Genomic DNA, 23,733 nt, shown 5'->3' on the forward strand with positions numbered 1-23,733 from the left:
TTCATGACTGGGGTGACGCGTCGAGCAGTTGCCGCGCGACGTCGACGATGCGCAGGCCCTGATCCATCGCGCGCTTGCGCAGCGCCGCGTACGCGTCGTGTTCGGACAGCTTGCGCTGGTCCATCAGCAGGCGCTTCGCGCGGTCGATCAGCTTGCGCTCCGCGAGTTCGCGCTCGACGTCAGCCAGCCGGCGGCGCAGCGCGTCGTCGTGCGAGAAGCGGGCGAGCGCGACTTCGAGAATCGGTGCGAGACGCTCGGCCGACAGCCCTTCGACGAGATACGCGCTGACGCCCGCGCCGACCGCCGCGCGGATCAGCGACTGGTTCGAGTCGTGGCTGAACATCAGCACGGGGCGCGGCGCGGTGGCGTGCATCACGGCAAGCTGCTCGAGGGTGTCGCGCGACGGCGAATCGGTATCGATGATCACGACGTCGGGATGCTGCTCCTCGACGGCTGCCGGCAGGCGCGCGGGCGTCGCGACGTCGTTCAGCATCTCGTAACCGAGGGTCGCGAGCGCATCGCCGAGGTCGCCGATCGGCTTGTCGGTGTCGGTGACGAGCAGCACGCGCAGGCGGGCGGAAGAAGCAGGCGTACTCATGATGCGAACGGCGGCGGCGAAAGCGTGGCGCGATGGGCCGATCGGGGGCAACGGCCCCGGGCGGACATCGTGCCGGGGCCGCGCATGGCAGCCCGGCGGCCGGTGCCGCTGTCTTCATGATAGGTGGGCGGCCGGTGCCGCGAGGTGTCGCGCATGCTACGCGGCCCGGGACAAGGCTGTTTCGATCGCAGCACCCGCATCCGGCACGTGCTGCACGGCCGCTTCGCCGATCGCGCCGCCGACGAGGATCACGGCCGGGCTGCCGAGCCGCGCTTCGTCGATGCCGCGCGCGAGGCCACCGAGCGTGCCGGTCCAGCGGCGTTCGTCGGGCGTGCCGGCCCATTGCACGGCCGCGGCCGGCGTCGAGGGCGACAGCACGGCGAGCAGGCCGGCGGCAATGCTGTCGACGCGGCTCATGCCCATGTAGATCGCGAGCGTGGTGCCGGTCGCCGCGAGGCGTGCCCAGTCGGGCTCGCCGTGGTCCTGGCGGTGCGCGGTAACGAACGTGACGCCCTGGCAATGCTCGCGGTGCGTGAGCGAGATGCCGAGGCTCGCGGCGGCCGCGAATCCCGACGAGATGCCGTTGACGATCTCGACCGGAATCGCGGCGGCGCGCAGCGTCGCCAGTTCTTCGCCGGCACGCCCGAACAGCAGCGCATCGCCGCCTTTCACGCGCACCACGTGCGCGCCGCGCAGCGCGTAGCGGCGCATCAGCTTCTCGATGAATGCCTGCGGCGTGGAGCGGCAGCCGCCGCGCTTGCCGACGCGGATCACGCGCGCCTGCGGCGCGAGTTCGACGATGCCGGGCGCGACGAGATCGTCGAGCAGCAGCACGTCGGCGGCGGCCAGCGCCTTCACGGCCTTCAGCGTGAGGAGATCGGGCTCGCCGGGGCCGGCGCCCAGCAGCGTGACTTTGCCTGTCGTCATGTCGTGTTCCAGGGCCGCCTGCATGCGGCGGTCGATAGCGCGTTGTCTGCGCGGCGGCGGCGGGCGGTCGAAACGCACCGGCATCCGGCCGTGCCGTGCACGGAGGGACACCGTTGTCCTGATCGGCCCGCCGATACGACGGGCATGGTTTGCGGGGACTGCCCACCGGCGCCGTTGCCGGTGTCATGCACGGGATTCAGCAATATCCGGGCCAACCGGCATGAGACGTCGCGCCGGCGCGGCGGGAGCAGGGTGCATCGCGCCGCGCGATGGCCACGCGTGCCCATGCAGCCGCCGCGCGCGGGCAGCCGCAATGCCGCATCGGCGTGCATCGTGCCCCGTCAGCGCGCACCGCGATGTCGCACGGGGACAGTGCTGCAGCGCACCACATCTGTGCCTCGCTGCCTCACGGCGCATCGTGGGTCGCACGAAGCCGCGCATCGTGCAACGCCCGATGCGCCTTGCGCGGCGGGGCTGCGGGCCCGATTCACGACGACATGGCACGGCGTTTGCGTTAGGTGGTTCGGGCGGATCAACGGCGATGCGTCCGGCAGTACCGATTACTAGACGCGCCCGGCAACGGGCTTCATGGGCAACGGCGTCCTACGCATCGGGTCTCGACGAGACCGGGTGCGCAGGACGCCGTTTTTCGTTTGGCGGATGACATGACCGACAAAGCTACCCGTATCGATCTCTTCAGCTTCCGCACCGCGCCGATGCGCGCGTTCCACCTGACGTGGATGGCGTTCTTCGTGTGCTTCTTTGCGTGGTTCGCGTGCGCGCCGCTGATGCCGCTGATCGCACGCGAATTCCACCTGACCGCGGCACAGGTCGCCAACATCAACATCGCGGCCGTGGCCGCGACGATCGCCGTGCGGCTGCTGGTCGGCCCGCTGTGCGACCGCTTCGGCCCGCGCCGCGTGTACGTCGGCCTGTTGCTGCTCGGCGCGATCCCCGTGTTCGCGGTGTCCTTCACGCACGACTACCTGTCGTTCCTGATCTGCCGGCTCGGCATCGGCGCGATCGGCGCGGGCTTCGTGATCACGCAGTACCACACGTCGGTGATGTTCGCACCGAACGTGGTCGGCACCGCGAACGCGACGACGGCCGGCTGGGGCAACGCCGGTGCCGGCGCCACGCAGGCGCTGATGCCGCTGCTCGTCGCCGCCGGCCTGATGCTCGGCTTCGGCGAGGATTCGTCGTGGCGCATCGCGCTGGTCGTGCCGGGCGTCGCGATGCTCGTGATGGCGTGGGCGTACTGGCGCTTCACGCAGGATTGCCCGCAAGGCGACATCGTCGCGCTGCGCAAGGCAGGCGTGACGGTCGACAGCGGCAAGAAGGGCGGTTGGGCGAGCTTCTTCGCGGCCTGCGGCAACTATCGCGTGTGGATGCTGTTCGTCACGTACGGCGCGTGCTTCGGCGTCGAGGTGTTCATCCACAACATCGCCGCGCTGTACTACGTCGATCACTTCAGCCTGTCGCTGAAGGACGCCGGTTTCGCGGTCGGCCTGTTCGGGCTGCTCGCGCTGTTCGCCCGCGCGCTCGGCGGCTGGCTGTCCGACAAGATCGCCGCGCGCCGCAGCCTCGACGTGCGCGCCACGTTGCTGTGCGCGCTGATCGTCGGCGAAGGGCTCGGGCTGATCTGGTTCTCGCATGCGCAAAGCATCGGCGTCGCGCTGGTCGCGATGCTCACGTTCGGCCTCTTCACGCACATGGCCTGCGGCGCGACCTACGCACTGGTGCCGTTCATCGACCGCAAGGCGCTCGGCGGCGTGGCGGGGATCGTCGGCGCGGGCGGCAACGTCGGCGCGGTGGCCGCGAGCTTCCTGCTGAAGGGCGTCGGCGACGTACAGCACACGCTGAGCCTGCTCGGGCTGGCCGTCACCGCAACCGCGCTGTGCGCGATGGCCGTGCGCTTCAGCGAAGAACACAAGGCTCGCGAAGCCGAGCTGCGCGACCGCGCGCTGGCTGCCAGCAGCGTCGCGAACTGATCGACCGAAGGAAACGTCACCATGAAACTCATCGTCATCGGCCACGGCATGGTCGGCCACAAGCTCCTCGAATGCGTCGCGGCGGAAGCGGGCGCCGCGGGCGCGCTGCAGGTCACCGTGCTCGGCGAGGAACCGCGCCCGGCGTACGACCGCGTGCACCTGTCCGAATTCTTCGCGGGCAAGTCGGCGGACGACCTATCGCTCGTCGAACCCGGCTTCTTCGAGCGTCATCCGCAGTTCGACCTGCGGCTGAACGCGCAAGTCGCGTCGATCGACCGGGCCGCGCATACGGTCACGCTCGCGTCCGGCGAAACGCTCGCGTACGACAAGCTGGTGCTCGCGACGGGTTCGCGCCCGTTCGTGCCGCCGATGCCGGGGCACGATCGGGACGGCTGCTTCGTGTACCGGACGATCGAGGATCTCGAAGCGATGCAGGCGTGCGGCACGCATGCGAAGCGCGGCGTCGTGATCGGCGGCGGGCTGCTCGGCCTCGAATGCGCGAAGGCGCTGCGCGACATGGGGCTCGACACGCACGTCGTCGAATTCGCGCCGCGGCTGATGGCCGTGCAGGTCGACGACGGCGGCGGCCGGATGCTGCGCGCGAAGATCGAGGCGCTCGGCGTGACCGTGCATACGGGCAAGAACACGCTCGAGATCGTCGATGGCGAGGAAGGCACGCACCGGATGGCATTCGCCGACGGCTCGCACCTCGACGCCGACATGATCGTGTTCTCGGCCGGCATCCGCGCGCGCGACGAACTGGCCCGCGCGTGCGGGCTCGACCTCGGCCCGCGCGGCGGCGTCGCGATCGACGATGCCTGCCGCACGAGCGACGCCGACATCTACGCGATCGGCGAATGCGCGGCCTGGAACGGCATGGTGTACGGCCTCGTCGCGCCCGGCTACGACATGGCGCGGGTGGTCGCGAAGCAGCTCGGCGGCGATGCAGGCAGTGCAGCCGAGGCCGCATTCGCCGGCGCCGACATGAGCACGAAGCTGAAGCTGATGGGCGTGGACGTCGCGAGCATCGGCGACGCGCACGGCACGACGGCCGGCAGCCGCACCTACCAGTACGCGGACGAGCGCCGCCAGGTCTACAAGAAGCTCGTGGTGTCCGATTGCGGCAAGTTCCTGCATGGCGCGGTGATGGTCGGCGACGCGGCCGAATACGGCACGCTGCTGCAGATGATGCTGAACCGCATCGAGCTGCCGGAGTCGCCGGAATTCCTGATCCTGCCGTCGTCGGACGGCGTCGCGAAGCCGGCGATCGGCGTCGAGGCGCTGCCCGCGGCCGCCCAGATCTGCTCGTGCAACAACGTGTCGAAGTCGCAGATCTGCACGGCGGTCGCCGACGGCGCGACGAGCCTCGGCGCGCTGAAGACGTGCACGGGCGCCGGCACGTCGTGCGGCGGCTGCGTGCCGCTCGTCACGCAGATCATGAAGGCCGAGATGAAGAAGCAGGGCCTCGCGGTCAACAACCATCTGTGCGAACACTTCCCGCATTCGCGCCAGGAGCTGTTCCACCTGATCCGCGTCGAGCGCATCACGACCTTCGACGAACTGCTCGCGAAGCACGGCCACGGGCTCGGCTGCGACGTCTGCAAGCCGGCGGTGGCCGGCATTCTCGCGTCGTGCTTCAACGAATTCGTGCTGAAGAAGGAGCACGCCGGGCTGCAGGATTCGAACGACTACTACCTCGCGAACATCCAGCGCGACGGCACGTACTCGGTCGTGCCGCGCATGCCGGGCGGCGAAGTCACGCCGGAAGGGCTGATCGCGGTGGGCCAGGTCGCGCAGAAGTACGGGCTCTACACGAAGATCACCGGCGGCCAGCGCGTCGACCTGTTCGGCGCGCGCGTCGAGCAGCTGCCGTCGATCTGGGAAGAGCTGATCGCGGCCGGTTTCGAATCGGGCCACGCATACGGCAAGGCGCTGCGCACCGTGAAATCGTGCGTCGGGTCGACGTGGTGCCGCTACGGCGTCGACGATTCGGTCGGCCTCGCGATCGACCTGGAGAACCGCTACAAGGGGCTGCGCGCGCCGCACAAGATCAAGTTCGGCGTGTCCGGCTGCACGCGCGAATGCGCGGAAGCGCAGGGCAAGGACGTCGGCATCATCGCGACCGAGAAGGGCTGGAACCTGTACGTGTGCGGCAACGGCGGGATGAAGCCGCGCCACGCGGAACTGCTCGCGTCCGATCTCGACCGTCCGACGCTGATCCGCTACATCGACCGCCTCCTGATGTTCTACGTGCGCACCGCCGACCGGCTGCAACGCACCAGCGTGTGGCGCGACAACCTCGAAGGCGGCCTCGACTACCTGATCGACGTCGTCGTGCACGACAAACTGGCGATCGGCGCCGAACTCGAAGCCGACATGCAGCACGTGGTCGACACCTACGAGTGCGAATGGAAGAAGGCCGTCACCGATCCCGAAACGCGCAAGCGCTTCCGCCACTTCGTGAACAGCGATGCGCCGGACACGACTATCGAATTCGTCGAGACGCGCGGCCAGATCCGGCCCGCGACGCCCGGCGAACGCGCGGGCGGCAAACCTGTGTCGATTCCCGTCGTGGCTGAAGGCGTGACGCAAGCCGCCACCGAACCCGCAACCGTTTGACCCTGACCGACACCAGCGTCTTTTCCAAGGAGCCCATCATGAACGATCGTCTTCCGTTGTCCTGGACCCGCGTGTGCCCGCTCGACGACATCGTGCCGAACACCGGCGTGTGTGCCCTCGTCAACGGCGAGCAGGTTGCGGTTTTTCACGTCGCGCATGCCGAAGAAGGCGGCGTGTTCGCGATCGACAACGTCGATCCCGTGTCGCAGGCGGCCGTGATGTCGCGCGGGCTGATCGGCAGCCTCGGCGAGCGCGTCGTCGTCGCGTCGCCGCTGTACAAGCAGCATTTCGACCTGCGCACCGGCGAATGCCTCGAGGCGCCCGAGCAGTCGGTGAGCGCGTATCCGTCGCGGGTCGAGGACGGTTTCGTGTGGATCGCAGCCTGAGAGCCCCGGAGCGCGCATGACCGCCACCCCCGTCAAGAGCGTGTGCCCGTACTGCGGCGTCGGCTGCGGGATGGTGCTGCACGTCGAGGAAGGCGAAGTCGTCAAGGTGTCCGGCGACTCCGACCATCCGACCAACTTCGGGCGGCTGTGCACGAAGGGCTCGTCGGCGCACGTCGCGTTGCGCCGCTCGGGCCGGCTTGACCGCGCGTTCGTGCGCCGGGCGCGCGAGGACGACCTGGTACCGCTGTCGGGCCGCGACGCGATCGCCGAGACCGCACGCCGCCTGCGTACGGTGCTCGATACGTACGGGCCCGACGCGCTGTCGTTCTACGTATCGGGGCAGATGTCGATCGAGGCGCAATACCTCGTCAACAAGCTCGCGAAGGGCTTCGTCGGCACCAACAACATCGAGTCGAACTCGCGCCTGTGCATGGCGAGCGCGGGCACCGGCTACAAGCAGTCGCTCGGCGCGGACGGCCCGCCCGGGTCGTACCAGGATTTCGATCGCGCGAACCTGTTCTTCGTGATCGGCGCGAACATGGCCGACTGCCATCCGATCCTGTTCCTGCGGATGATGGATCGCGTAAAGGCCGGCGCGAAGCTGATCGTCGTCGATCCGCGCCGCACCGGCACGGCCGACAAGGCCGACCTGTTCCTGCAGATCCGGCCGGGCACCGATCTCGCGCTGACCAACGGGCTGTTGCACCTGCTGCACGCGAACGGCCGCACCGATGCCGCGTTCATCGACGCGTACACCGAAGGCTGGGACGCGATGCCCGCGTTCCTCGCCGACTACACGCCCGAGCGTGTCGCGGAAATCACCGGGCTCGCGGAAGCCGACCTGCGCACGGCCGCGCAATGGATCGGCGACGCGCAGGAGTGGATGAGCTGCTGGACGATGGGGCTCAACCAGAGCACGCACGGCGTGTGGAACACCAACGCGATCTGCAACCTGCATCTCGCGACGGGCAGGATTTGCCGCCCCGGCAGCGGCCCGTTCTCGCTGACCGGCCAGCCGAACGCGATGGGCGGGCGCGAGATGGGCTACATGGGCCCCGGGCTGCCGGGCCAGCGCTCGGTGGCGTCCGACGACGACCGCCGTTTCGTCGAGAACCTGTGGCGCGTGCCGGCCGGCACGCTGCGCAAGGAGACGGGGCAAGGCACGGTGGACATGTTCTCGCGGATGGCGGCCGGCGACATCAAGGCATGCTGGATCATCTGCACGAACCCGGTCGCGACGGTGCCGAACCGGCAGAACGTGATCGCCGGGTTGCAGGCCGCCGAGCTCGTGATCGCGCAGGACGCGTTCCTCGACACCGAGACCAATCGCTATGCCGACATCCTGCTGCCCGGCGCGCTGTGGGCCGAGGGTGACGGCGTGATGATCAACTCCGAGCGCAACCTGACGCTGATGCGCGCGGCGGTCGCACCGCCGGGCGACGCGCTGCCCGACTGGCGCATCGTCGCGGAAGTCGCGCGCGCGATGGGCTTCGGCGATGCGTTCGACTATGCGTCGGCGGCCGACGTGTTCGACGAGATCGTCCGCTTCTCGAATCCGGCGACCGGCTACGACCTGCGCGGCGCGAGCCATGCGGCGTTGCGCGACGGGCCCGTGCAGTGGCCGGTCGCGCCGGGCACCGCGCGCGAGCGCCACCCGATCCGCTACCTGAACGACGGCGTGAGCCAGACGCTGCGCCCGGCCGCCGACGGCAACGACGCACCGCGCCTCGCGTTCCCGACGCCGTCGGGCAAGGCGCGCTTCTTCGCGCGGCCGCATGTCGATCCGGCCGAGCTGCCTGACGACACGTTCCCGATCGTGCTGAACACCGGGCGCCTGCAGCATCAATGGCACACGATGACGAAGACGGGCAAGGTCGCGATGCTGAACAAGCTCAACCCGCGCCCGTTCGTCGAGCTGCACCCGGACGATGCGAGCGCGCTCGGCATCGCCGCGAAGGACAGCGTCGAGATCCGCTCGGCGCGGGGTCGCGCGGTGCTGCCGGCGGTCGTGACCGAGCGCGTGCAGCGCGGCAACTGCTTCGCGCCGATGCACTGGAACGACGTGTACGGCGACGACCTGTGCATCAACGCGGTGACGAACGACGCGATCGATCCCGAATCGCAGCAACCCGAACTGAAATACTGCGCGGTCGCGCTGCGGCGCGTCGAGACCGATGCGTTCGCGTCCGCCGACGACGAGACGGCGCAACCCGACGCACGCGCCGACGACGTGCGGCCCGCGCCGGTGATGACGCAGGCGACCGCTTCACAGGAATCCGACATGGCAGACATCGACACTTTCGCGGCCGCGCTCGGCGTGGCCGACCTCGCGCCGCCGCCGTTGACGGACACTGAACGGCTGTACGTGGCCGGCCTCGTCAGCGGGCTGAAGGCGAGCGCCGGGAAGCGCGAGGGCAGCGTGCCCGTGCTGCCGGCTGCCGCGCCGCTCACGCCGCCGGTGCGGTTCTGGCTCGACGGCATGCTGGCCGGGCTGTTCAGCCGCTCGCTGCCCGCGAGTGTGCCGGGTGCCGCGGCGCCCGCGCTGCCGGCCGATGCCGGCGCGTCCGGTGGCGTGCGGATCGTGCGCACGCGGCCGAAGGTCGTGCTGCTGTGGGCATCGCAGACCGGCAACATCGAATCGTTGACCGAGGATTACGCGACGCAACTGATGAACGCGGGCTTCGAGATCCGCACCGCATGCATGTCCGACTATCCGGTGGCGTCGCTCGCCGGTGCGCAATACGTGCTGCTGATGACGAGCACGTTCGGCGACGGCGATGCGCCCGACAACGGCAGCGAATTCTGGGAAGCGCTGCAGGCCGGCAGCGCCGCGCGCCTCGACGGCGTGCACTTCGCGGTGCTCGCGTTCGGCGATCGCAACTACGACCAGTTCTGCGGCCACGGCCGCCGGCTCGACGCGCGGCTCGCGGAACTCGGCGCGGCGCGTCTCTGTGCACGCGTCGATTGCGACGTCGAATTCCAGCGCGACGCCGACCAGTGGCTCGAACGCGTCGTCGCGCGGATCAAGGAGGCCGACGCCGCGCTGCACGCGGTGCCGACCGGCGGGATGAGCCCGTCGGGGCTGTTGCCGACGAAGGCGCATCCGGCGCCGTCGAAGCTGGTCGCGAACCTGCGGCTCAACCGTCCGGGCGCGGCCAAGGATACGCGCTGCGTGTCGCTGTCGACCGAAGGCGCGAACCTCGAATACGAAACCGGCGACGCGCTCGGCGTGTGGCCGACCAACTGCCCGGAGCTGGTCGACGAACTGCTGTCCGTCACCGCGCTGAAGGCCGACTCACCCGTGTCGGTGGCGGGCGTCGGCGACGTGCGCCTCGGCGACGCGCTCGCGCGTCACTTCGACATCACGCGCCCGCATCCGGACACGCTTGCCTTCATCGCGTCGCGCAGCGCGAACGGCGCGCTGAAGTCGCTGCTCGGCGACGAGCGCAAGGGCGACCTGAAGCAATGGCTGTGGGGGCAGCAGCTCGCGGACGTGCTGCACGAGTTTCCGGTCGAGCTGTCGGGCACGGAGCTGGTCGGGATGCTCAAGCGCATGCAGCCGCGTCTCTATTCGATCGCATCGAGCCCGAGCGCGCACCAGGGCGAGATCCACCTCACCGTGTCGGCCGTGCGCTATCACAACGGCCGGCGCGCACGCAAAGGCGTGGCGTCGACGTTCCTCGCCGATCGCGCGGACGACGGCCGCGTGCCGGTGTTCGTGCAGAAGTCCGCGCATTTCCGGCCGCCGGTGAACGGCGACGTGCCGATCGTGATGGTCGGCCCCGGTACCGGCGTCGCGCCGTTCCGCGGCTTCCTGCACGAGCGGCAGGCACGCGGCGCGCGCGGGCGCAACTGGCTGTTCTTCGGCGAGCAGCACGCGCAGACCGACTTCTACTACGGCGACGAACTGGGCGCGATGCACGACAGCGGCTTCCTGACGCGGCTCGACCTCGCGTTCTCGCGCGACCAGGCCGACAAGATCTACGTGCAGGACCGGATGCGCGAGCAGGGTGCCGAGCTGTTCGCGTGGCTGGAGGAAGGCGCGCACTTCTACGTGTGCGGCGATGCCGCGCGGATGGCGAAGGACGTCGACACGGCGCTGAAGGCGGTGGTCGCCGAGCACGGCGGCATGTCGGACGAAGCCGCGAACGACTACGTCGCGCGGCTTTCGAAGGCGCGACGCTACATGCGGGACGTGTACTGAACGCGCGGAGCGGCGGCGTGCCATCCGTCGCTCCGTCGCTCCGTCGCTCTGCCGGCAGGTTACTGCTGCCGCTCCCACGCGTGCGCCTGTTCGGTGCGCACGAATGCTTCCGACGATGCCGGCAGCAGGTTGCGGAACGCGCCGCCGTCGCTGTCGATCACGTCGACCATCTTCGCGATCATTTCCTCCGGGTCGTGCTGTTCGAGCGGGAACGTCAGCCGCTCGGGCGTCACGGTATGGACGGCCGGATCGTGCCAGCGTCGCGTCGTTTCCATCATCCGGTCGTTGAAGCCCGTGCTGTACGGGCCGGGGTTCACGACCGCGACCTTGATCCCGTGCGGCGCGAGTTCCGCGTGCATCGCCTCGGCTACCGATTCGATCGCGTGCTTCGACGCGCAATAGGCGCCTGTGAACGGCCCCGTGATCAGGCCCGCGATCGACGACACGAACACGATCTTGCCGTGCCGGCGCGCGAGCATGCCGCGCGCGATCTGCTGCGTGAGTTCGAGCGGCCCGAACACGTTGACGTCGAACAGCTCGCGGACGATCTCGACCGGCAGGTCCACCAACGCGCCAGCTTCGCCGACGCCTGCATTGTTCACAAGCACGTCGATGTCGAGCTCGGCCGCGCGGGTGCGATCGTGCGCCGACGTGACGTCGAGCTTGATCGCGCGCAGCGCGGTGCCGCGCTGCGTGGCGGCGGCCGTCAATGCGTCGATTTCGGCGGTGACGCGTACGCCGGCCGTCACGTCGTGACCGCGTTCGGCGAGGCGCAGCGCGACTTCGCGGCCGAAGCCGGTGCCAGCGCCGGTGATGAGGATGCGTTTCGATGCCATGTGCTTACCTTGTGGAGTGGAAGGTTGCCGGAAAGCGGTCGCGACAGTGCTGCGCGATCGCGGTGTCGTCGTCGACGCTGCCGCCCGAGATGCCGATCGCGCCGACGCAGTGCCCGTCGCCGTCGACGAGCGGTTCGCCGCCGCCGAACGTGACGAGCCCGCCGTGGCTGTGTTCGATGCCGCGCAGCGGGCCGTCGCCCGACAGCGCACCGAGGGCGCCGGTGGAGGCGCGGAAGCGAACCGCCGTCAGCGCCTTGCGTTGTGCGAGATCGATCGCGCCGAGAAAGCAGTCGTCAGCGCGCGCGAACGCGAGCAGGTTCGCACCGGCATCGACGATCGCGACGGCGATGCCGGCGACCTGCAGCGAGGCGGCATGCGCCAGTGCCGCGTCGATCGTGCGGCGGGCGGCCGCGAGCGGCAATGCGGCGGTGAGCGGGTTCATGCGAGGCTCCGGTGGGATGACAGTGCCAGTGTAGGCAGTTGCGGTATATGGGAGAATCCGCATTCCGCTCGAAGGCGTTTCAAGTTTTTTTAATGATGAGCAGACGCGATCCAATGGCCGGGCTGCACGTGTTCATGACCGTCGCGACGGCCGGCAACTTCACGCGGGCCGCCGCCGCGCTCGGCCTGACGCCGGCGGCCGTGAGCCTCGCGATCGGGCAGCTCGAGGGCGAGCTGAACGTGAAGCTGTTCAACCGCAGCACGCGCGGCGTGAGCCTGACGGAAGCCGGCCAGCGCTACTGGCGGCAGACGGAGCCCGCGTACCGGCAGGTCATGCAGGCGCGCGACGAGCTGAAGGATGCGCGCAGCGAGCCGAACGGGTTGTTGCGCGTGACCGCGCTGCCGCTGGCGCGGACGCTCGTGATCGCGCCGGTGCTCGCCACGTTCCGCGAGCGCTACCCGAAAGTCCGGCTCGAGATCCGCTATGAGAACGAACTGGTCGATATCGCGAAGGACGGGTTCGATGCGGGGATTCGCCTGGCCGATCGGCTGCAGCCGGGCATGATCGGCGTGCGGATCGCGCCGGCGTTGACGTGCGCGCTGGTTGCGTCGCCCGGTTATCTGGCGCGGTATGACGCGCCGGCGTCGATTGCCGACCTCGAGCGGCATGCGTGCATCCGTTTCCGGTTCTCGGAGAGCGGGCGCCTGCACAAATGGCCGTTGCGTGACGGGCAGCGCGACGTCGATCTCGATCCGGACGGCGTGTTCGTGACGAACGACGCCGACGCGGTGATCGACGCGGCGCGCGCAGGTGTCGGCATTGCATTCGCGTTCATGCGCGAGCGGATCGAGCAGGATTTGCGCGACGGCACGCTCGTCGAGGTGCTGCCCGGTGCGTGCCGCACGCTGCCGCCGATGTGGCTGTACTACGTCAATCGCAAGCACGTGCCGGCCAAGCTGCGTGCATTCATCGACGTGCTGCGCGAACGAAACGGCGCGGACGACGAATAATCGTACCGGTCGGCCGACTGCAGCGATGGGTCCGGCGGCGCATGATGGCGGCTCCAGCCACGAGAAGCTATGGAGTCGCGTCATGACGGCATGCCTGCCTTTCCCGATCCGAACCCTTGCAATCGCTGCAGCGCTGGCCGGTGCCGCGATCTGCAGCGCACCGGCCATCGGCCAGACATCGACCGTGCCGGCCGCTTCGGCCGCCGCGACGCCCGACAACGCGGTACTGCTCACGGTATTCCTGAAACACGACCAGTCGCGCCCGCTTGCCGAGCTGAATGCGCAACTCGCGAAGCAGGGCTTCTACAAGGCGTTTCCGCCGCCGGGCGTGGAGGTGGTGAGCTGGACCGTGACGATGGGGATCGGGCAGATCGTCGTGCTGCGGTTGCCGGCGTCGCGGCTGCGCGAGGTCAATCGCGTGCTCGAGGATACGGCGTGGGGTGCGTACCGGACGGAGTTCTATCCGACTTACGACTACAAGGCGATCGGGTTGGGGGAGCATGAGCGGGCGAAGTAATGGGGCCCGTGTGTTCCCGGGGCGAGAGACGGTCGGCACCCGCCACTCTGATCAACTCGTCCCCATTTCTGAAGTGCGCTGCCGGCCCGTGAATCCGTCCTCGTCGACGCAGCCCGACCGGGAGAATTTCTCCCAATTCCGCTACCGGTCATTCATCCGATGAAAAAACCGTGACGGTTCCCGGTATGATGCGCACCTTGCGTTCGTCGGACGCACTATTTTTGATGCGATTTTGATGTGCGAGGCGCCACAAAACCGCACAATCCGAACCTGAAAGATTCTGTAATATAAATTCCGTATACTCGTAAGTTCTGATCCAGGCGCCGTGTGCCATTTCCTTCGGCCGACCGCCCACGCAGAACAACCAGATACGTCGCCGCCTGGCCGTCTTGCGCCGCGACACGCTATGCACCACCACTGAACACTCTATGTCTTCCCGCCACTCTGGTTCGCCCGGCCGCGCCGCGGCGGTGATCGCCCGTGTCCGGGCGCTGATCCGCCACGAGCGTGTGCTGTCGCCGCTGCTCGCGCTCGGCATCGGCCTGCTGCTGATCGTGGTTTTCCAGCACCTGTCGGAATCCGTCGACTACCGGTCGGTGATCCGCCAGCTGCGTCACATGTCCGTCGGCGAGTGGGGCGCGTCGCTGGGCGCGACGGCCCTCAGCTATCTCGCGCTCGTCGCGCGCGACGCGGTCGGCCTGCGCTATGTCGCCGCGAAGGTGCCGCGCGTCGCGTTGTGGATCGGCGCGATCGCCGGGTCCGCGCTCGGCAACGCGACCGGCTTCGGCGCGCTGACGGGCGGCGCGGTGCGCGCACGCGTGTACGGCGTGTCGGGCGTCACGCCCGCGCAGATCGGCCGGATGACGGTGTTCACGAGCGGCACGCTGGCGCTCGCGATGGTGTTGATGACGGCGGTCGGCATGGTCTGCGTGCCGGAAGCGCTCGCCGCGATGCTGCACGTCGCGCCCGGCGTGCTGACGTGGACCGGCGCGGCGCTGCTCGTGGTGCTGGCCGCGATGGTCGTGATGTGCGGCAACACCGCGCGCCCGGTCGTCACGCGCTTCAAGTGGCTGTCGTTCGACGTGCCGGCGCGGCGCGATCTCGTCGCGCAGGTCGTCTATGCGGTGCTCGACGTCGTCGCGGCGGGCCTGACGCTGTGGGTGCTGCTGCCGGCCGCGCCGGTCGGCTTCCCGACCTTCATTACTGTTTACGCCGCGGCGTTGCTGCTCGGGATGATCGGCCATACGCCGGGCGGGATCGGCGTGTTCGAAGCCGCGATGGTCTTCACGCTCGGTCGCGAAGTGCCGCCGCACGCGATGGTCGCCGCGCTGATCGCGTATCGCGCGATCTATTTCGGCGTGCCGCTCGTGCTGTCGGCCGGCCTGCTGGCCGGTTTCGAAGGCCGCGCGCTGCGGCGCCGGCTCGTGACGCGGCAGGCCGTGCGCGTATCGCAGCTCGCGCCGGTGTTCCTGAGCCTCGTGACGTTCGCGGTCGGCGGGATGCTGGTGATCTCGAGCGCGACGCCCGCGTTCTGGCACCGGATCGCGATCCTGCGCCACCTCGTGCCGCTGTGGGTGCTCGAAGGTTCGCAGGTGATCTGCAGCGTGCTCGGCGTCGCGCTGCTGTTCGTCGCGCGCGGGCTGCTGCGCCGCCTCGACGGCGCCTGGTGGATGACCTTCGCGCTGACGCTCGCCAGCCTCGCGCTGTCGCTGGCGAAGGGCCTCGCGTTCGTCGAGGCCGGCGTGCTCGGCACGCTGCTCGTGCTGCTGCTCGTCAGCCGTCGCCGCTTCAACCGCCATTCGTCGCTGCTGGCCGAGCGCTTCACGGTGAGCTGGTTCGTGTCGGTCGCGATGGTGCTGATGCTGGCCGTGTGGGTGCTGTTCTTCGCGTTCCGCGACGTGCCGTACACGCGCGAGCTGTGGTCGCATTTCTCGTTCGACGCGCGTGCGCCGCGGGCGCTGCGCGCGACGCTCGCGTCCGGCGTGTTCGTCGCGCTGTTCGCGCTGTGGCAGTTGCTGCGCCCGGCACCGGGCCGTTTCGTGAAGCCTGCGGAGCAGGACCTGTCGGATGCCGAACGGATCATCCGCGCGCAGGAATGCAGCGATGCGGGCCTCGCGCTGATGGGCGACAAGTCGTTCCTGTTCTCGGAGTCCCGCCAGGCATTCCTGATGTATGCGAAGAACGGCCGCACGTGGGCCGCGCTGCACGACCCGGTCGGGCCGCGCGAGGAATGGCCGGCGCTGATCAGCAAGTTCATCGCGCTTGCCCACGCGCATAGCGGCCGTGCGGCGTTCTACCAGGTGCGCGCGAACGCGCTGCCGCTGTATCTCGACGCGGGGCTCACGCTGATGAAGCTCGGCGAGGAAGCGCATATCGCGCTCGACCGGTTCGACCTGAAAGGCTCGAACCGCTCGCACCTGCGCTACGCGCTGCGCCGCGGCGACAAGGACGCGCTGACGGTCGAGGTGATCGCGCCGAGCGACGTGCCGGCCGCGCTGCCGGCGCTGCGCGATATCTCCGACGGCTGGCTCGACAGCCGCGACGCGCGCGAGAAGAGCTTCTCGGTCGCCGCGTTCCACGACGGCTATCTGGCGACGCAGTCGGTGATGCTCGTCCGGCAGGCCGACAAGCCGATCGCGTTCGTCACGTTCATGACGACCGACCTCAACACCGAGGCGACGGTCGGCGTGATGCGCCACCTGCCGGACGCGTCGCCGTACGCGATGGAATATCTGTTTACGCAGCTCGCGCTGCATCTGAAGGAAGCGGGTTTCCGCAAGCTGAGCCTGGGCATCGCGCCGTTCTCGGGGATGGGGGCGGCGAAGATGCCGTCGCCGTTGCACCGGATCGGCCTGATGGTCTGGCGCTTCGGCGGCCGCTTCTACAACTTCCGCGGCTTGCGCGCATTCAAGAGCAAGTTCGAACCGCACTGGGAGCCGCGTTACCTCGCGGCCTCGGGCACGGTCGGCGTGTTCGTCACGCTGGCGGATCTGTCATTGCTGGCTGGAGGTCGGCGCTCATGATGTTGAAGAAGGGAATCGCGCGGGCGGCAGCCGCCTGCGCGGGAATGATGCTGGCCGGCGCCGCGTGCGCTACGCAGCCAGCCGCAGTGAAGGCCGAAACCGTATCGGGCGGCCGCTATGGGCCCGTGACGGTGACCAAACCCAGCGGGCCGTTGCGCGGCTTCGTCGTGCTGTTCTCGCGTGAGGCCGGCTGGAATGCGGCCGACCAGCAGGCCGCCGATGCGCTGGCGAAGGCCGGTGCGATGACGGTGGGTGTCGATTCGGAGCGTTATGCGATGAATCTCGCCGCGAAGCAGGAGACCTGCCACCACCTCGACGGCGACGCCGAAGCGGTCAGCCACCAGCTCGAACGCCTCGCGCAATCGTCGCGCTACTTCACGCCGATCGTCGCGGGCGTGGGCCAGGGCGGCGCGATCGCGAAGCAGATCCTGTCGATGGCGCCGGAGAACACGATCGCCGGTGTTGTATCGGTCGATCCGGCTGCCAAGCTCGATCCGCGCTTCAAGCCGTGCCCGCCCGATCCGACGATCGTGCGCCGCGCGATGCCGGGCTTCGTCGAAACGGCGGCCACGGGCGATTCTGCGAAGCTCGTGTCGCTCGTCACGTCGCATCTGCGGGACACCACCAGCGGCGACGAACTCGACGTGTCGGACCTGCCGCTCGTCGAGCTGCCGGCCAAGGGCGGCAACGGCCAGCTCGCGATCGTGATCTCGGGTGACGGCGGCTGGCGCGATCTCGACAAGACGATCGCCGAGGCGCTGCAGCGCGATGGCGTGTCGGTGGTCGGCATCGACAGCCTGCGTTATTTCTGGAGCGAGAAGCCGCCGGCGCAGGTGAGCCGCGATCTTGCCCGCGTGATGCGCACCTACATGGCGCGCTGGCATGCGAACCGCGTGGCGCTGGTCGGCTACTCGTTCGGCGCCGACGTGATGCCGTTCGCATACAACCGGCTGCCGGCCGACCTTCGCGACAAGGTCGCCGTGATGTCGCTGCTCGGCTTCGCGCCGGCAGCCGATTTCCAGATCCGCGTGACGGGCTGGCTCGGCATGCCCGCAAGCGACAAGGCGCTGAAGGTCGCGCCGGAAATCGCGAAGGTGCCGCCGCAGCTCGTGCAGTGCTTCTATGGTGCGGAAGAGAAGGACACGATGTGTCCGGCACTCGTGAACACGGGCGCCGACGTGATCAAGACGCAGGGCGATCACCACTTCGGCCGCGACTACATCGCGCTCGAGAAGAAGATCCTCGGCGCGTTCGGCAAGCCGGTCGCGGCGCGCTGAACGCCGGCGCCCGCTTCGCGGCCGGCGCCGGCCGGCAGCTTCCGGTTCATCGTACGGGCGGCCTGCGGGCCGCCCGTTTCATTTTCCGGCGGACGTTGCCGCGTTCGGCTGCGGCATCGCCGTCCGCGCATCGTGCTGGTAGAAGCCCGTGAACCGGTCGAGCTGGCGCCGCGCGGCCGCGATGTCGGTGCCGTCGCCGAGCACCGCGCTCGAAAACCCCGTGCGCTCCATCAGCAGCAACTGGTCGACCAGCACGTCGCCGGTCGCGCGCAGGTCGCCGGCGAAGCCGTAGCGCTTGCGCAGTAGGTACGCCTGGCTGTACGCGCGGCCGTCGGTGAACGACGGAAACGCGAGGTCGATGCGCGCAGCCTGCGCGATTTGCGCGGCGAGCGGCGGCAATTCCTCATCGTTGCCGATCGTCAGCGTCAAAGCGTCGTGCTGCTGCGCGTCGCCGGTGTGTTCGGCTGGCGTCAGCAGCCGGATGCGGTCGGTCGGATTCTCTGCTTGCGTCATGCGTGCTCCACCTGATGGCGCGCGTCGTTCGCGGCGGCCTTGAAGGGTTCCGTGCCGATGCGGCGGACGGTGTCGATGAATCGCTCGCTGCGGCCGTCGTCATCGATCCGCGCGTCGAGATAGGCGTTGACGATCGCATCGACGACATCGACGATCTCGTCCGCCGAAAACGACGGGCCGATCACCTTGCCCGGCCGCGCGGGGCCGCTCGCGGTCGAGCCGTCCGAGCCGCCGAGCGTGACCTGGTACCACTCGGCGCCGTCCTTGTCGACGCCGAGGATGCCGAGGTGGCCGCTGTGATGATGGCCGCACGAGTTGATGCAGCCGCTGATGTGCAGGTCGATGTCACCGACGTCGTGCAGCATGTCGAGATCCTGGAAGCGCTCGGCGATCGCATCGGCGATCGGGATCGAGCGTGCATTCGCAAGCGCGCAGAAGTCACCGCCCGGGCACGCAATCATGTCCGTCAGGAGTCCGACGTTCGCGCTGGCGAGCCCGATCGCGCGCGCGTTTTCCCACAGCAGGAACAGGTCGTCGACATGCACCCACGGCAGCACTACGTTCTGCGTGTGCGTGACGCGCGCCTCGCCGGCCGAGAACTGGTCGGCGAGATCGGCGAGCGCGTCGAGCTGGTCCGGCGACGCGTCGCCCGGTGCCTGCAGGCGGCGCTTGAACGACAGCGTGACGATGCGCAGCGCCGGGTCGCGGTGGTCGGCCACGTTGCGTGCGAGCCAGCGCGCAAAGGCCGGATGGCGTGCCGCCTGGGCGGAGAGGCGCTGGTTCGCATCGCGCAGGCTGGCCGTGCGCGGCTTGAGCCGCGGCGGGACGAACGATGCAGCGACGCGGTCGAACTCGACCTGCGGAATCGTGTGCAGCCCGCCGTCGTGATCGACGATCTGGCGGAACTCCTCCTCGACGTCGTCGATGTAGCGCTGTCCCTCGGTCTTCACGAGGATCTTGATGCGCGCCTTGTACTTGTTGTCGCGCCGTCCGTAGCGGTTGTACACGCGGACGATCGCCTCGATGTAGTTCATCACGTGCTGCCAGGGCAGGAATGTGCGCAGCAGCGTCGCGATCATCGGCGTGCGACCCATCCCGCCGCCGACGCTCACGCGAAAGCCGAGCGCACCCGCGTCGTCGCGCACGAGCTTCAGCCCGACGTCGTGCCAGTCGGTGGCCGCGCGGTCTTCGGTCGCGCCGGTGATCGCGATCTTGAATTTGCGCGGCAGGAATGCGAACTCCGGGTGCAGCGTTGTCCACTGACGCATCACTTCGGCGAACGGGCGCGGATCGGCGATCTCGTCCGGCGCGACGCCGGCGCGCTCGTCGCACGAGATATTGCGGATGCAGTTGCCGCTCGTCTGGATGCCGTGCATGTCGACGGTCGCGAGCAGGTCCATCACGTCGGCCGCTTTCGCAAGCGGAATCCAGTTGAACTGCACGTTGGTGCGCGTCGTGAAGTGCGCGCTGCGGGTCGGCAGGCGCAGTGTGCCGAGCAGGGCCTGCGCGTCGGATGCGGCGCGGTAGATGGCGTCGTCCGGCACGTCGTAGTTGCGCGCGATCCGCGCGAGCACGCGCAGCTGCGCACTCGACAGTTCGCCGTACGGGACGGCCACGCGCAGCATCGGCGCGTGGCGCTGCACGTACCAGCCGTTCTGCAGGCGCAGCGGCCGGAACGCGTCTTCGCTGAGCGTGCCGTGCTGCCAGCGTTCGAGCTGGTCGCGAAACTGGGCGGCGCGGCTGTGCACGAGCGCCCGGTCGAAAACGGTATATCGATACATGACGTGATACGCGAGAGGAGCCGTGGCGCGGAGCGCGCGGCTCGGGACAGACGTTGCGACGGGTGTCAGGCAACCGGAGACAGCGTAGGGAACGCAGTGCGGCGGGACAAGCAGCAGATGGGGACGAAAAGGGCGCAGCAGATCGCCGGCGTGACACCGGCGCGGGCCGGGCATGCGTGCGTGCATGCCCGTGGCGGGTGTTTATGCGGCGGCGTCGACGACGAGCGCCGGATCGAGCGCGCGGATGCGCTGGTCGATGAAGTAGCCGCCGCCTTCCTGGTAGCGCAGGAACAGGCGGCCGCACGAGCGGCAGCGGTTGACGGTGCAGCGGTTGTACGGGAAATGGCGCAGTGCGATCGGCGCGTCGTCCGACGCATAGCGCGTGCCGGCCGGGTGATGTTCGGCGTAAGTCGGCTCCGTCTCGCCGGGCGGCGCGAGCGTGGCCACTTCGATCAGTTGCGCGTCCTGCAGCGACAGCGGCAGGGTCGTCCATCCGGTGAGCGGCGTTTTCGTGCAGGTGCACGACTGCGTGACGTGCGCGGCTTCAGCGGTCAGCTTCAACAGCGCGTCGTGATCGAGGTAGGGCAGTTGACTCATCGGAAATCGTGAAGGGCGGCGGGATCAGCACTGTAACCCGCGTGCGGATTGCGTGCATCTCCGTGACGCAGGCCGTGCGCACCGTATGCGTCGTGTGCGGTTCAATCGCCCTTGCGGACCGACGGCTGCGCGACGAGCTCGCCGAGCACGCGGATCGCGCGCTCGATGTCGCGGCTCCACGGATGGCCGAAGTTCACGCGCACGCAACGCTCGAAGCCGTGCGCGGCCGAAAACAGCGGCCCCGGCGCGAAGCTGATCCCGCGTGCGATCGCCTGGCGATGCAGTTCCATCGCGTCGATCGCGTCGGGAAACGCGAGCCACAGAAAATAGCCGCCTTCGGGCCGCACCCACTCGACGCCGGCCGGCAGCCAGCGCCGCAGCGCGTCGTCCATCCGGTCGAGCTGCGTGTGCAGCGCGCCGCGCAGCTTGCGCAGGTGCCGATCGTAGCCGCCGTGCTCGAGATAGTTCGCGATACCGACCTGCGCGGGAATGCTGGCCGACAGTGTCGTCATCAGCTTGAGCCGCTGCACCTTCTCCGCGAACCGGCCGGCGGCGGCCCAGCCGATCCGGTAGCCGGGCGCGAGCGTCTTCGAGAACGAACTGCAGTGCATCACGAGGCCATGTCGATCGAACGCGCGCGCGGGCAGCGGATAGTCGGGGCCGAAGTGCAGCTCGCCGTACACGTCGTCCTCGATCAACGGCACGTCGCGCGCGGCGAGCAACTCGACGAGCGCGCGTTTTTTCTCCGCGGACAGCGTGACGCCGGTCGGATTCTGGAAGTTGGTCATGAACCAGCACGCGCGGATGTCGTGCCGGTCGAGCGCGCTCGCGAGCGCATCGAGATCGAGGCCCGTGCGCGGATCGACGGGAATCTCGACCGCGCGCAGGTCGAGCCGTTCGATCGCCTGCAGCGCCGCATAGAAGCCGGGCGCTTCGACGGCCACGACGTCGCCGGGCCGCGTGACGGCCATCAGGCACAGGTTCAGCGCTTCGAGCGCGCCGTTCGTGACGACGATCTCGTCGATCGGCTGCGAGATGCCCGTCGCGAGATAGCGTCGCGCGATCTGCTGGCGCAGCGCCTCGTTGCCGGGCGGCAGGTCGACGACCGTGCTCCACGGGCTGACGAGCCGCGTGGCCTGCGCGAGCGATTTCGCGAGGCGCGGCAGCGGAAACAGTTGCGGCGACGGGAACGCGGAGCCGAGCGGCACGATGCCGGGTTGCGTGGCCGCGTCGAGCACGGAGAACACGAGGCTGCTGATGTCGACCTTGCGCGTGGCGCCGGCACGGCTTGCGCGACGCTTGGCAGCGGGGCTCGCTGCCGGCGTGGCGCCCGGCGCGACGTAGTAGCCCGAGCGTTCGCGTGCGCGGATCAGCCCCCACTGTTCGAGCAGGTAGTACGCGCGAAACACCGTCGACTGGCTCACGCCGTGCTGCGCGATGATCTGCCGCAGCGACGGCAGGCGCGTGCCGACGGCAAGGTTGCCGTTGCGGATGTCGTCGGCGATCGTGTGGGCGAGGGTTTCGTAGCGTTTCATCGGCGAGGGCAGAGCGCGCCGTCGCCACGCGCGGGCCGGAGTGGCGCCGCGCCGGCGGGCGCGGCTCATTGTCCGATGCGCGGCCCGAAAAGGAAAGCGCAGGAGAGGCGGCCGCGCTTGCCTGCTGCGTCAGGCCGCGTTCGGCTCGATGTTCTGCCGGTTCGAGGTGTCGCGCAGCGGCGGCAACGGCTCGACCTTGCCGACGATGAACAGGTACGACAGCGCGCCGACTATGCACAACGCACCGGCCACCGCGAGCGGCACGACGAACGAGCCCTTCGTGATCGACAGCATCACGCCCGTGAACGTCGTGATGAAGATCCCCGCGAGATTGCCCGCGAAGTTCTGGATGCCGCCGAGCGATGCGACATGGGCGGGCGTCGGCGCGACTTCGCCGACGAGCGTCCACACGTTGGCGCCGGCGAACGACAGGCTGGCATACGCGAGGGCGAACAGGCCAAGGCAGGCCCACACGTTCTCGACGAACGCCGACAGCGCGATCGACGAAGACAGCAGCATGCCGAGCACGAGGCACGTCTTGCGCGCGGCGGTCGCGCTCCAGCCGCGGCGGAACAGGCTGTCCGACACGTAGCCGCCGAGCCAGCCGCCCGGAATCGCGAGCAGCGCGGGCAGCATGCCCCACGTGCCGAGCGACGCGAGCGAGAAACCGCGCGACTGCAGCAGGTAGCTCGGGAACCACGTGATGAAGAAATAGATCGCGAAGTTCAGGCAGAACAGGCCGATCATCATGCCCCACACGGTGCGGTAGCGGAACAGGTCCAGCCACGATACCTTCGGGCCATCGGTTGCGGCCGCAACGGTCGGTGCGCCACGTTGCGCGAGCAGTGCATCGACGGCATCGGGCGCGATCGCGCGATAGCGTTCCGGGTCGCGATAGATGAACCACCACGCCAGTGCCCACACGAGGCCGATGCCGCCGGTGATCACGAATGATCCGCGCCAGCCGACGATCGAGATCAGCCACGCGACGAGCGGCAGCGACAGCGCGGAGCCGACGCGCGAGCCGCTGTCGAAGATGCTGCTCGCGAGCCCGCGTTCGCTGCGAGGGAACCAGTTGAACGCGACCTTCGCGAACGACGGGATCGCGGCCGCTTCGCCGACCCCGAGCATCAGCCGCACGCCGACGAGCTGCGTGAGGCCGCGCGCGGCGCCCGTCGCGACGGTGAACACAGACCACCAGCCGACCGCGAGCGCGAGGCTCACGCGCACGCCGACCTTGTCGATGAACCAGCCGGCCGGCAGTTGCAGGAACGCGTAGGTCCAGAAGAATGCGCTCAGCACGAGGCCCATGCCGACCGCGTCGAGGCCGAGATCGGCGCGGATGCTGGGCGCCGCGATCGCGAGGTTCGCGCGGTCGATGAAATTGATGACGTTGGCCAGGAAGCACATGAGGATCATGGCCCATCGGATGCGTGGCATGCGGTGTCTCCGCGCGGAATGTCGTGACGGGCCGCCG

The 23,733-nt window shown here is 69.0% G+C and carries 17 protein-coding genes; 8 read left to right on the forward strand and 9 right to left on the reverse strand.

Annotated elements, in window-relative coordinates; all coding sequences use genetic code 11:
- Position 1: 1 nt before the first annotated feature.
- Positions 2-598 (reverse strand): ANTAR domain-containing response regulator, encoded by a 597-nt coding sequence (locus BCEP18194_RS29485; protein ID WP_011354944.1) that lies wholly within the window; start codon positions 596-598, stop codon positions 2-4.
- Between the two features lie 156 nt (positions 599-754).
- The gene (gene cobA, locus BCEP18194_RS29490) at positions 755-1,525 is read right to left on the reverse strand and encodes a uroporphyrinogen-III C-methyltransferase (RefSeq protein WP_041493553.1); all 771 of its coding nucleotides are present in this window, start codon (positions 1,523-1,525) and stop codon (positions 755-757) included.
- A 665-nt stretch (positions 1,526-2,190) separates the two neighbouring features.
- Between cobA and BCEP18194_RS29495 the strand changes: the two genes are divergently transcribed.
- The 4 genes from BCEP18194_RS29495 to BCEP18194_RS29510 are packed head-to-tail and all read left to right on the forward strand — an operon-like array spanning position 2,191 to position 10,725.
- A complete protein-coding gene (locus BCEP18194_RS29495) occupies positions 2,191-3,516 on the forward strand; it encodes an MFS transporter (protein ID WP_011354947.1) in 1,326 nt (441 codons plus the stop codon).
- Between the two features lie 21 nt (positions 3,517-3,537).
- Positions 3,538-6,135: a nitrite reductase large subunit NirB gene (gene nirB, locus BCEP18194_RS29500; RefSeq protein ID WP_011354948.1), complete on the forward strand. Its 2,598-nt coding sequence runs from the start codon at positions 3,538-3,540 to the stop codon at positions 6,133-6,135.
- Positions 6,136-6,173: 38 nt separating this feature from the next.
- The gene (gene nirD, locus BCEP18194_RS29505) at positions 6,174-6,521 is read left to right on the forward strand and encodes a nitrite reductase small subunit NirD (protein WP_011354949.1); all 348 of its coding nucleotides are present in this window, start codon (positions 6,174-6,176) and stop codon (positions 6,519-6,521) included.
- Positions 6,522-6,537: 16 nt separating this feature from the next.
- On the forward strand, positions 6,538-10,725 hold the full coding sequence (locus BCEP18194_RS29510) for a bifunctional nitrate reductase/sulfite reductase flavoprotein subunit alpha (protein WP_011354950.1): 4,188 nt from the start codon (positions 6,538-6,540) through the stop codon (positions 10,723-10,725).
- Positions 10,726-10,784: 59 nt separating this feature from the next.
- On the opposite strand, the gene BCEP18194_RS29515 is transcribed toward BCEP18194_RS29510, so the two are convergent.
- Positions 10,785-11,561 (reverse strand): SDR family oxidoreductase, encoded by a 777-nt coding sequence (locus BCEP18194_RS29515; RefSeq protein ID WP_011354951.1) that lies wholly within the window; start codon positions 11,559-11,561, stop codon positions 10,785-10,787.
- A 4-nt stretch (positions 11,562-11,565) separates the two neighbouring features.
- The gene (locus BCEP18194_RS29520) at positions 11,566-12,003 is read right to left on the reverse strand and encodes a GlcG/HbpS family heme-binding protein (RefSeq protein WP_011354952.1); all 438 of its coding nucleotides are present in this window, start codon (positions 12,001-12,003) and stop codon (positions 11,566-11,568) included.
- Positions 12,004-12,098: 95 nt separating this feature from the next.
- On the opposite strand from BCEP18194_RS29520, the gene BCEP18194_RS29525 reads away from it, so the two are divergent.
- The 4 genes from BCEP18194_RS29525 (at position 12,099) to BCEP18194_RS29540 (ending at position 17,830) form a co-directional block, all read left to right on the forward strand.
- Positions 12,099-13,013, forward strand: coding sequence for a LysR family transcriptional regulator (locus BCEP18194_RS29525; protein ID WP_041493554.1), 915 nt, complete (start codon positions 12,099-12,101; stop codon positions 13,011-13,013).
- Positions 13,014-13,095: 82 nt separating this feature from the next.
- Positions 13,096-13,530: a hypothetical protein gene (locus BCEP18194_RS29530; RefSeq protein ID WP_011354954.1), complete on the forward strand. Its 435-nt coding sequence runs from the start codon at positions 13,096-13,098 to the stop codon at positions 13,528-13,530.
- 428 nt (positions 13,531-13,958) lie between these two features.
- Entirely contained in the window at positions 13,959-16,553 is a 2,595-nt protein-coding gene (mprF, locus tag BCEP18194_RS29535; RefSeq protein WP_011354955.1) for a bifunctional lysylphosphatidylglycerol flippase/synthetase MprF, read from the forward strand.
- Entirely contained in the window at positions 16,550-17,830 is a 1,281-nt protein-coding gene (locus tag BCEP18194_RS29540) for a virulence factor family protein (protein ID WP_011354956.1), read from the forward strand. Before mprF ends, BCEP18194_RS29540 begins: the two co-directional genes overlap by 4 nt.
- A 78-nt stretch (positions 17,831-17,908) precedes the next feature.
- Here BCEP18194_RS29540 and BCEP18194_RS29545 read toward each other — a convergent pair whose 3' ends face one another.
- The 5 genes from BCEP18194_RS29545 to BCEP18194_RS29565 form a co-directional block, all read right to left on the reverse strand.
- Positions 17,909-18,343: a DUF934 domain-containing protein gene (locus tag BCEP18194_RS29545; protein WP_011354957.1), complete on the reverse strand. Its 435-nt coding sequence runs from the start codon at positions 18,341-18,343 to the stop codon at positions 17,909-17,911.
- The gene (locus BCEP18194_RS29550; RefSeq protein ID WP_011354958.1) at positions 18,340-20,124 is read right to left on the reverse strand and encodes a nitrite/sulfite reductase; all 1,785 of its coding nucleotides are present in this window, start codon (positions 20,122-20,124) and stop codon (positions 18,340-18,342) included. Before BCEP18194_RS29550 ends, BCEP18194_RS29545 begins: the two co-directional genes overlap by 4 nt.
- Positions 20,125-20,325: 201 nt before the next feature.
- The gene (locus BCEP18194_RS29555) at positions 20,326-20,721 is read right to left on the reverse strand and encodes a hypothetical protein (RefSeq protein WP_011354959.1); all 396 of its coding nucleotides are present in this window, start codon (positions 20,719-20,721) and stop codon (positions 20,326-20,328) included.
- 101 nt (positions 20,722-20,822) lie between these two features.
- The gene (locus tag BCEP18194_RS29560) at positions 20,823-22,256 is read right to left on the reverse strand and encodes a PLP-dependent aminotransferase family protein (protein WP_011354960.1); all 1,434 of its coding nucleotides are present in this window, start codon (positions 22,254-22,256) and stop codon (positions 20,823-20,825) included.
- Between the two features lie 129 nt (positions 22,257-22,385).
- On the reverse strand, positions 22,386-23,696 hold the full coding sequence (locus BCEP18194_RS29565; protein WP_011354961.1) for an MFS transporter: 1,311 nt from the start codon (positions 23,694-23,696) through the stop codon (positions 22,386-22,388).
- Positions 23,697-23,733: the final 37 nt, after the last annotated feature.

The sequence above is a fragment of the Burkholderia lata genome (genome assembly GCF_000012945.1).
Lineage (GTDB): Bacteria > Pseudomonadota > Gammaproteobacteria > Burkholderiales > Burkholderiaceae > Burkholderia > Burkholderia lata.